Raw genomic sequence first — 9312 nt, 5'->3', positions numbered from 1 at the left:
GCAAACAGTAGGGGCATCCCTACGTGGATGCCCCTAAATCCAAAACCCCGAAGGGGAGTTGGATTTTTAAAAGACGAGGACGAGGGCCTCCACGCAGGGACGCCCCAACGGACGCCCCAACAATCAAAACCTAGGGCCTCCAAAATGGACGCCCCAACCCTAAATAAACATGAAAACACGTCAACAAATCGTTGCCGGCAACTGGAAAATGAACAAGACGCTGGCTGAAGGCTGCGAATTGGCCACCGAGATTGCCCAACGCCTGAAAGCAACCAATGCGCAGGTGGTATTGTGTACACCGTACATCCATTTGCCGCTGGTGCACGACCTCATCAAGGATGTGGCCAATTTGAACCTGGGGGCTCAAAACTGCCACCAGGAAGACAAAGGCGCGTACACCGGCGAAATTTCAGTAGAAATGCTCAAGTCAGTAGGTGTAGACTACGTGATTTTGGGCCACTCTGAGCGCCGCGAGTACTTTGGAGAATCAGACGAGCTGCTCGCCAAAAAAGTAGACAAAGTTCTGGCCGGAGGATTGCTTCCGATCTTTTGCTGTGGAGAAAGCCTGGAGATTCGCGATGCTGATACGCACATTGAGCACGTACAAGCACAGATCAAAGCGGGTTTATTCCACCTGAGTGCAGCCGATTTCGAAAAAGTAGTAATCGCTTATGAGCCAATCTGGGCGATTGGTACTGGCCGTACAGCCTCTCCTGAGCAAGCCCAGGACATGCATGCCGCGATTCGCTCGCTTTTAGTGGAGCAATACGGCGCAGAAATAGCCGAGGCAACCAGCATTTTGTATGGCGGTAGCGTCAACGGCGGCAACGCAGCGGTGCTTTTTGCACAGCCCGATGTGGATGGCGGCCTTGTGGGCGGTGCTTCATTGAAGGCAGAGGAGTTTATTACGATTGTGGAAGCTACGAAGTAAGCATAAAACACAACTGGCTGATTTTTTGTTAGCCAGTTGTGTACCCAAAACAAAAGAATTATAGTAATGGCAGCAAAAGATTTATACCACGATGCAATTAAGGATGCTTTGATATCAGACAACTGGCAGGTTACTCATGATCCCTATAGTCTGAAAATTTTGGGATTTCAGCAAAGCATTGATTTAGGTGCTGAAAAAATACTTGCAGCAGAGAAAGAAAATTTGAAAATTGCAGTTGAAGTAAAAAGCTTTGTAGGTAACTCTTTCATTTATGATTTTCACAATGCCCTTGGTCAATATGTGAACTACAAACTAGCATTGAGAAAAAAAGAACCTGAAAGGATACTTTACTTGGGGATAACTCAGGAAATATTTGATACTTACTTTGAAAGCCCGGCAGTTCTTGAAGCGATTGCCGAGGTTGAAATGAAAGTTTTAGTAGTTGACGTCAAAACATCAAAAATTGTAGAATGGAAAAGATAGCTCGTTACCAAAAAATCATAATCGATGTTCTCAATGAACATGCAAAGGTAAGACCTGCGAATCTTCCTGGCATAGAGATTCAAGTAATTTCTGATCCCGAAAATCATCACTACCAACTTGTGCACTTAGGTTGGTCAGGATCTCATTTTATTCACTCTGTTCTTTTTCATCTGGATATAAAACCGGATGGAAAAATTTGGCTACAAGCCAATTATACCGACATTTTGATTGCTGACGAATTGGTCGAAAGAGGAATTCCTAAATCAGATATAGTCTTAGGAATTCAGCCTCCTTATGCCAGGCCGTATACTGGGTTTGCAGCAGCGTAAATTTGGAATTCACTGCAATTTCCGATTCAACGCAAAGCTGAAATTCTCATCGCCCACCAGCAATTGTTGCTTTTTGTCCAAAAAGAAAAGCACATTCTCATCGCCTACCAAAAATTGTAGTGCTTCATCCGACTTGTCTTTGGGCAGCAAGCAAAAGAGAAACAATTTCATGGTATTGATTTTTAGAAACTATTCACCAATCAAATTTCAACAGCGAAACCCCTTGGCGTGGCAATTCAATCTCCATTTTTAAAGCTCCATTGTTGGTTTTGACATAAGCTGGCGAACTCAACAACGTCAATTGCCCGGCTTTTTCCAATAGAGCGATTTGCTCCGCAGTCGGATTTTCCGGCGACCCCATTTTTTTCCATACTTCATAGGAGTTACTGTTTTCGTCGTCAATGCGGTAATGGTGCAGGTTGAGGGTTTTGACAGTGAAACCCTTCAGGTTGAGTTCAATGCTCGCCTTGCCCGTTTTCACATCATCATCGTGGTAATGCCAAAGCATCACCGCTACCGAGCGCAGGTCTTTACTGGCAATGCCATCAATATCGGCTTTGGGGCCACGTACGCTGGAATCCCTTACGGCGGTGAAACTGTAGTTTTGATTGCCTTTGACTTCCACGCGTTTGCCTTTCATCAGGGCAAACATGCGGAAGACGTTCAGTACGGGTTTGTCGATGCCATTGGTGGCCAAATCGCGGAAACCATAAAAATAAGGCTGGTTTTCAAACTCAAACGACCAGCTCACTGCCCCCTTTAGGTTCACCTTGAAATGATCGGCCAGTGCATATTTGCGGGCAAAAGAAGCCGCGGTATAGCTGGAATACATGGTGCCATTGCGGTAGGCATTCGATGGATTGGTTTTCATGCCACAAGCCGCGCAACCCTCCGGGTCCGATTCCCCAATGATGATGGGCAAACTTTTGAGGGTGGGGTAAGAGGCCACAATGCGGAATCCTTCCGAGATGTCGCGCAGTTGGGTGCCCATGTTCATTTGTACATGCCCATCCACAATTTTGGGTGCGCCTTTGGCGTGAAAGGTGATGAAATCAAGGGGCGCCCCAATTTTCCCAGTCGCGTAGTTTTTGCCGGAAACACAATGGGTGAGGAAGGTTTTTAAAAAATCAGCTGCCTTGCTCCAGCTTGGCCCGGTGGTTTCGGGGCCACCCATGCGGATGGTCGGTAAGGCTCTTTTGGCTGCATCGGCGGTGTAGTCGTACAATTTGCAATATTCCTCCACGGTGCCTTTCCAGTAGCCGATGTTGGGCTCGTTCCAGAGTTCCCAGTACCAAGTTTCCACCTCCGCTTTGCCGTAACGCTCCACCGCGTGTTTGACCCAGGTGTAAACCAGATCGGCCCATTTTTTGTAGTCTTTGGGTGGATAGGCCCAACCAGTATAGACCTTATCGTAAGGCATGCCAGGCTGCCAATGGTGCTCGTAGGGCTGCGGATTGGTAGAGAGGGCTTCGGGCATGAAGCTGAATTGCGCCATCGGTTTGATGCCCCGCTGGAGATAAGTGTCAAAAATTTTATCCAGAATGGTAAAGTCGTAAATGGGGTTACCATTGGCGTCTTCGGTGTAGACGTTGGTGGAGCCCCATTTGAGGTTCATGGTATCGTGTCCTGAGGTCAGCAAATTGTGGGCGCGAAAATACACCGGAACCGGGCTCATTGCGCTGAGTTCGCTCAAGAGTTTTTTCCCGTCGCGCATGTAAGCGTAATTGGGCTCGTCTGCGCCAAACCAGGCCCAAAATGGCCGCATTTCGCCAATTTCTTTGCCGAGATCCACGTTGATGACGGTGCTGCTGTTTTGGCCGAAAGCAGCATATAGCCCTTGCAACAACAACAGGCAAAGGATGATTTTTTTCATTCCAATTGATGAATGTGTCAATGTTTTTTTGTTTATAGTCATCAAATGCTTTTGTCTTCAGATCAATTGGGGCGGGTAAACTCCATGCCCTCGTAACTCAATTTTTCGATTTTGCCACTGGCGTTCAACTGAAAGCTAGCGGTTGCTTTGCCATACCAGTCTTTTTCATACCCACCACGAAACGTATCGTAATGCCAATGGGATAAAGTCGCTTTCAGGTAGTTATTGAGGTTGATCACCAGTTTGTTGCCATCCAACACTACTTCGGCCTCGCCGTAGAGGGAATTGTAATACGTGCCAGTATATTCGGCCAGGGGTTTGGAGGGAGTGGTATTGGCCATTCGTTTGGCTTCAAAATCCGCTTCTGCTTTTTCGTTTTTGGCCTGAATGCCCTGGTAAAGGGTCAGAAATTCGGCGCTCCAATCGCGGGTGCCACCCAGGGCGAAAAGGTCAAAGGTTTTGTACACCAGGGCATGGCGCAGTTCGGCGTGGTCAAAATTGCCGAAGAAATAAAAACCCAGTTTTGCCTCTGGCAATTGCGCGTGGATGGCAATTTCGCCAGCCAGACTGCCCGTGTGGTAATTGATTTTTTTGCCCTTGTAATCGTGCTGAAACCAGCCCAGTCCGTACGTCGTCCAATTGGGTTTGATGATTTGCATGGTCGGGTAAAATTCGTCAGCCGGAACTATTACTTGTGGGCGGAACAATTCCTCCCAGGTAGCGGGCTTGAGCAGGCGACCACCTGCGTATTTGCTGCTGTCGAGCATGCAGGTGACCCATTTGCACATGTCGTCGATACAGGAACGCACACTTCCGGCGGGGCCAATCTGATCTGCCGTATCGGGAATGATGGATTTGATGGTGCCGTTTACCCGGTAATGTGGTTGCGAGTGGTTGAGATCTTTGCTGCTGATCAGGGTTGGAAAGGTGCGGTTCATCCCCAGTGGCTTGAAAACTCTGGCTTTGATAAAATCCTCCCATTTTTGGCCACTGACTTTTTCGATCACCTTGCCTGCCGCGAGGTAAAAGATGTTTTGGTAAATAAAACTGGAGCGCAGGGAATAACTGGGTTCTACGCCCTGCATTTTGCGCAGCACCTCTTCGGAAGAGATGTTCATGATGGTCCACAAAAAATCGGCATTGCCTACTCCACTGTTGTGGGTGAACAAATCGCGGATTTTGAGCTCACGGGTGACATAGGGGTCGTACAAATGAAACTCGGGCAGGTATTTGATCACCGGATCGTCCCAGCTTACTTCGCCTTCATCCACAAGCATGGCCATACAGGTTGCGGTCATGGCTTTGGTGGTCGATGCGCAAGAGAAAATGGTTTGAGTATCCACGGTTTTTTTGGTGCCGATTTGGGTCACACCGTAGCCCTTTTTGAAGATGACTTTGCCGTCTTTGACAATGGCCAGGGCCATTCCGGGCATTTGCCAGGTAGCCATGGACTTGCTGGCGTAGGTGTCAAATTCCTGGATTTGGGCCGTATAGTTCTGCGCTCCCAGTACTTGGCACAAGATGCAGACAACGAGAAGGGTAAAGGTATTTTTCATGGTTTTAGTGGTTATGGATTGTACTTGGTTTTAGCGGAATCTACTTTTCCTTGGTTGCTTCCCAAATTGCCTGCAACAAGCCCGTTTTGGGTTTGTCATCGGTCAATTGCCAAAACATGATTCCGCCCAATTTTTGTTGCATGGCGTATTTGGTCTTGAGCTTTATGGAAATGGAATCGTCGAAAGTGGCAAATTCTTTGCGCTGAATACTGTAAGCATAAGGCGCTTGGGCAACGGTGTCGCGGTAAAAGACAAAACCTTCCTGAGCGCTAAATGTCCTGGAAATGCTGTGTTTGGGGACAAAAGATTTGAATTTGCCGGATTGATACAGGCCCTGGTTGATGTTTTCTACGCCGCCCCAACTGCGCGCATAAAAGGCGGCACCGATGATGATTTTTTGAGCTGGTACGCCCAATTTGAGCAAGTATTTGATGCCAGAATCGGCAGAGGCTTCTTGTTGGGCATTGGAGTAGAGGGGCGTATGGTGTCCCGTCACGGTGCTGTAACCACTGACCAGATCATAACTCATCAAGTTGACGTAATTGACCAGGGGCATTACTTTACTCCACTCAATCGATTGCTCAAAAAAGCTGCGAAAGCCGCCTGCGGCGAAACTCAGAATGGCCTTCTTGCCCAGGGTTTGGCGCAATGCCTGCACCAACTGAGTGAAATTGGCCTTGTCTTCGGGCAGAAAAGGGTGCTCAGGGTATCCCTCGATGCCCGGGTATTCCCAATCCAGATCAATGCCATCGGCACCGTAGGTTTGCATCAGGTCTTTCACCGAATTGGCAAATTCTTGCCGTCCTTCGGCGCTGGCAAAAACACCAGAACAAGGTTGACAGCCGCCCCAGCCACCAAGAGAAAGCATGACTTTGAGTCGGTACTTTTTTTTCAAAGCCACCAGATTGCGGATACAAATGCTGTCTTGGGGATTGTCAACAGCCAGGCGTTGGCCGCGCAAATGGCAAAAACTAAAGATAACATGGGTAAGTTGTTCCCATTTGTATTTGTCCAAATCCTGGCCACTGCCTGCGTAATAAGCAATGACCGCAATGGGCTTGGGTTTATTCAAAAGTGAAGGATTGCTGAAAAAGAAGCCGAGCATACTGAGCGGAAGCAAGGCATACCAGGCCGGCCGCTGAAGGTGTTGGAACATAAACCCGAATTGTGTGAATTATTTAGGTAAAACTAGCAAAATTATCGGATCAAGGCCACATTTTGCAGCAAAGTTCCCTCCTGTTTTTCATTGCTTTCGTTGATCAAAACATAGCGCACGGCCACCATGTAAACGCCAGGATCGGCGTGGTTTTGCCGAAAAGTACCATCCCAACCGGGCTTCGTACCCCTGCTCTCGTATACCCGATCTCCCCAGCGGTTGTACACGCTCATGTGTATCTCTTTGACGCTGCAATTGCTGAACATTTCGAGCAGATCGTTGTGGCCATCGGCATTGGGACTAAAGGCATTGGGCAAATAAACAGGGCAGGGACAAGTTTGTCGGTTCAGCCTGTACTCATACACTGTTGGGGCAATGCAATTGTAATCCGTAGCGCGGTAAGTTCCGATGGTATCCAGGTTGCGTAGGCTTTCTGGGCTGCCGTCTTCCCAAAAAAAATCAGCCGAAGGCAATTGTACCGTCCATTTTTGACCACAGGACAAAGTGCTGTCTTTGCGGATGAGTCTTTCTTTGCTCAGGTCGCAGCTTTCAGCAAAGGCGTACACCAGTGGGACTGCCACAATGCTGGCATCGACATTGCGGATGTTGAGGGAAAAAAAAGTTGGCGTTTGGGGAGTGACGGAAATGGGCGTGGGGTTGGCGCGAATCGAATTGAAATCCTCCCAATGGAAACAGCGCCCCACATTGGAATCCAGGGCGGTTTGCAACAAAAAACCAGCATAGCGATCCGAACTTGCCGCTTTCAAGTCCTGAGTGCCGATAACTGTAATCAAGCCTTTGGCATTGATGGATTGATAAATGCCATCGGTTTGCAAGGATTGTTGAATAAACAGCCGGCGTTGACGCGTGATTTTGCCATTGGGACTCAACCACAATTGGGTCGGGTAGTTTTCGCCATTGCCAGGGTGATTGTACATGGCCAGTAGATCCCCGTTTTCCAGTACTTGTACATCTGCTGCGCGCTCACTGCTGGGGAAAAGCTCGCTTTTCCAGACCAGTTGGCCATTGGGAGCTATTTTGTAAAAAAAAGCTTCCTTTTCTTTGATTGCCTCAAAAATATAGCCGTCTTCTACCTCAACCGGCCCCGCTACGGGGTAATAATCGCTGCGGTTGTCGCCCGATTCGAAAATGCTCGACCACTCGATTTGACCTTGAGCATTGAATTTGAAGGTGTAAACCCCTGAGCGCCCCAGAAATCCATTGTCTTGGGTAATGATGGCTTCGCCACTGGATTCAAATGGGGCGAATAATTTTCCCCATTGCTGATTGAGATTGGCATCAAAAACCGCCAGAAAACCCCGCTTGGGGGTATTGTAATCCAGCAACAGCCCATAGGCCATAATGCCACCGTCGGGCAACACTTTGATGTTGTAGGTGAAGTTGTCGACCGTGCCGAAATGGAAAACTTTAAATACAAGATCCTTGCCTTTTTGATCCAGTTTGAGCAGAAAGATGTATTCGCTCATGCCCTCGTAGGCCGTACCATAAATGTAAATCTCGTTGTCGGAATTGATGCTGAAGTCTTTAAAACTCATAAAATTTTCCTTCCATTGAAAGTTTTTGCTCCAGATGGTGTTTCCGCACTGGTCGAGCCGCAGGATGTTCAGTCCGCCGTTTTGCGACGCCGTTTTGCCCCTGATGGGCGAACCCGCAATCAACAAATCACCATTGGAAAAACGGGTGATTTTTTGTTCATACGGTTTGTCGGATTTCTCCAGCAACTTGAAGTATTGTTGGGAAAATCCTTTGGTAATGGAGAGCAAAAAGCAGAGCATCAAAGTGTGGATCCGTGTAGTTTTCATTTGCAGTCTATTGTCCAAATATACTACTTTTGGGGCATTTTAATGTGAAACCGTATACAATGCCGTTCCTCCGACAAGACGATTACCTTCCACCCTTGCTTTTTCACAATACGTATGTCAATACCATCTATCCATCCTTGTTTCGGCAGGTGTCCGATTTGCACTACCAACGCGAACGCATCGATACCCCCGATGGCGATTTTTTGGATCTGGATTGGGCTACTCAAGGCCGGGATAAGCTCGTCATGGTGCTACACGGCCTGGAAAGCTCGGCAGAACGTGGCTACATCAAAGGGATGATTCGCCGTTTTGGAATGGAGGGCTGGGACGGCCTGGGCATAAATTTTCGGGGTTGCAGCGGCGAACCCAATCGCCTGCTGCGCACTTACCACATCGGCGAAACGGGAGATTTGGATTGGGTACTGCGCCATGTTGTGGCCAAAAATCAATACCGCGAAATTGTCCTGATTGGGTTTAGCCTGGGCGGCAATGTAGTGCTGAAGTACTTGGGGGAACAAGAGGATCGCCTGTTTCCACAAATCACCAAAGGCATTGCCATCTCGGTCCCTTGTGAGGTAATGAGTGCCAATGAGGAATTCAACAAATGGAAAAACTGGATTTACATGCGGCGTTTTTTGCTATCTTTGAATCCTAAAATGCATGCCAAAGCGCAGCTTTTCCCGGATCAATACCGCATTAGCATACCCAATCCCCGCAGTTTTGACGAGTTTGACGGGGCTTTTACGGCACCTGTGCACGGCTTTGACAGCGCAGAGGACTATTGGACGCGCAACAGCAGCCTGCAATTTATCCCCAAAATCAAGATTCCAACCTTGCTCATCAATGCCTTGGACGATACCTTCCTGAGTCCAGCTTGTTTTCCGTATGACCTGGCCGAGCAGTCGCCTTTGTTTCATTTGAAAACACCTCGGTACGGCGGGCATTGCGGATTTTATACGCCAGGAAAAAGGAATGTATTTTGGTCGGAGGAGCAGGCGTGGCGGTTTGTGGGAAGCGCGCTTCCCAAAATCTAAAACCGCCATAGCAATGCACGCGGTCGCTGAGCGTAGCCGAAGCGCGCTTCCCAAAATCTAAAACCCAAATAACACCCTTTCCCCCAAAAACTCTGCTAAATTTTTGTTAAGGTGAGGGGTAAACCTG

The 9312-nt window shown here is 48.2% G+C and carries 9 protein-coding genes; 4 read left to right on the top strand and 5 right to left on the bottom strand.

Annotation, left to right across the window (positions count from 1 at the left end):
* The first annotated feature begins 169 nt into the window (after positions 1 to 169).
* From tpiA to ABW391_RS06205, 3 genes are all read left to right on the top strand, one after another.
* Entirely contained in the window at positions 170 to 931 is a 762-nt protein-coding gene (gene tpiA, locus ABW391_RS06215; RefSeq protein WP_353480972.1) for a triose-phosphate isomerase, read from the top strand.
* Between the two features lie 66 nt (positions 932 to 997).
* A complete protein-coding gene (locus tag ABW391_RS06210; protein WP_353480971.1) occupies positions 998 to 1414 on the top strand; it encodes an element excision factor XisH family protein in 417 nt (138 codons plus the stop codon).
* Positions 1402 to 1743 carry a XisI protein gene (locus ABW391_RS06205; protein WP_353480970.1) on the top strand — a complete coding sequence of 114 codons (342 nt, stop codon included), beginning with the start codon at positions 1402 to 1404 and terminating at the stop codon, positions 1741 to 1743. The genes ABW391_RS06210 and ABW391_RS06205 overlap by 13 nt, the downstream gene beginning before the upstream one ends.
* 9 nt (positions 1744 to 1752) lie before the next feature.
* Here the strand turns inward: ABW391_RS06205 and ABW391_RS06200 are convergent, their stop codons facing one another.
* From ABW391_RS06200 to ABW391_RS06180, 5 genes are all read right to left on the bottom strand, one after another.
* Complete coding sequence (locus tag ABW391_RS06200; protein WP_353480969.1) at positions 1753 to 1914, bottom strand: hypothetical protein; 162 nt, start codon at positions 1912 to 1914, stop codon at positions 1753 to 1755.
* A 22-nt stretch (positions 1915 to 1936) separates the two neighbouring features.
* Positions 1937 to 3616 carry a GH39 family glycosyl hydrolase gene (locus ABW391_RS06195; protein WP_353480968.1) on the bottom strand — a complete coding sequence of 560 codons (1680 nt, stop codon included), beginning with the start codon at positions 3614 to 3616 and terminating at the stop codon, positions 1937 to 1939.
* Positions 3617 to 3678: 62 nt separating this feature from the next.
* On the bottom strand, positions 3679 to 5172 hold the full coding sequence (locus ABW391_RS06190) for a serine hydrolase (protein WP_353480967.1): 1494 nt from the start codon (positions 5170 to 5172) through the stop codon (positions 3679 to 3681).
* 40 nt (positions 5173 to 5212) lie between these two features.
* Positions 5213 to 6328, bottom strand: coding sequence for a glycoside hydrolase family 18 protein (locus ABW391_RS06185; protein ID WP_353480966.1), 1116 nt, complete (start codon positions 6326 to 6328; stop codon positions 5213 to 5215).
* 41 nt (positions 6329 to 6369) lie between these two features.
* Entirely contained in the window at positions 6370 to 8151 is a 1782-nt protein-coding gene (locus ABW391_RS06180) for a T9SS type B sorting domain-containing protein (protein ID WP_353480965.1), read from the bottom strand.
* Between the two features lie 59 nt (positions 8152 to 8210).
* Here ABW391_RS06180 and ABW391_RS06175 point away from each other — a divergent pair, with 59 nt between their 5' ends.
* Positions 8211 to 9185 (top strand): YheT family hydrolase, encoded by a 975-nt coding sequence (locus ABW391_RS06175; protein WP_353480964.1) that lies wholly within the window; start codon positions 8211 to 8213, stop codon positions 9183 to 9185.
* The last annotated feature ends 127 nt before the right edge of the window (positions 9186 to 9312 follow it).

The sequence above is a fragment of the Haliscomenobacter sp. genome (assembly GCF_040403615.1).
Taxonomy (GTDB): domain Bacteria; phylum Bacteroidota; class Bacteroidia; order Chitinophagales; family Saprospiraceae; genus Haliscomenobacter.
This window is presented reverse-complemented; position numbering and strand designations above follow the sequence as displayed.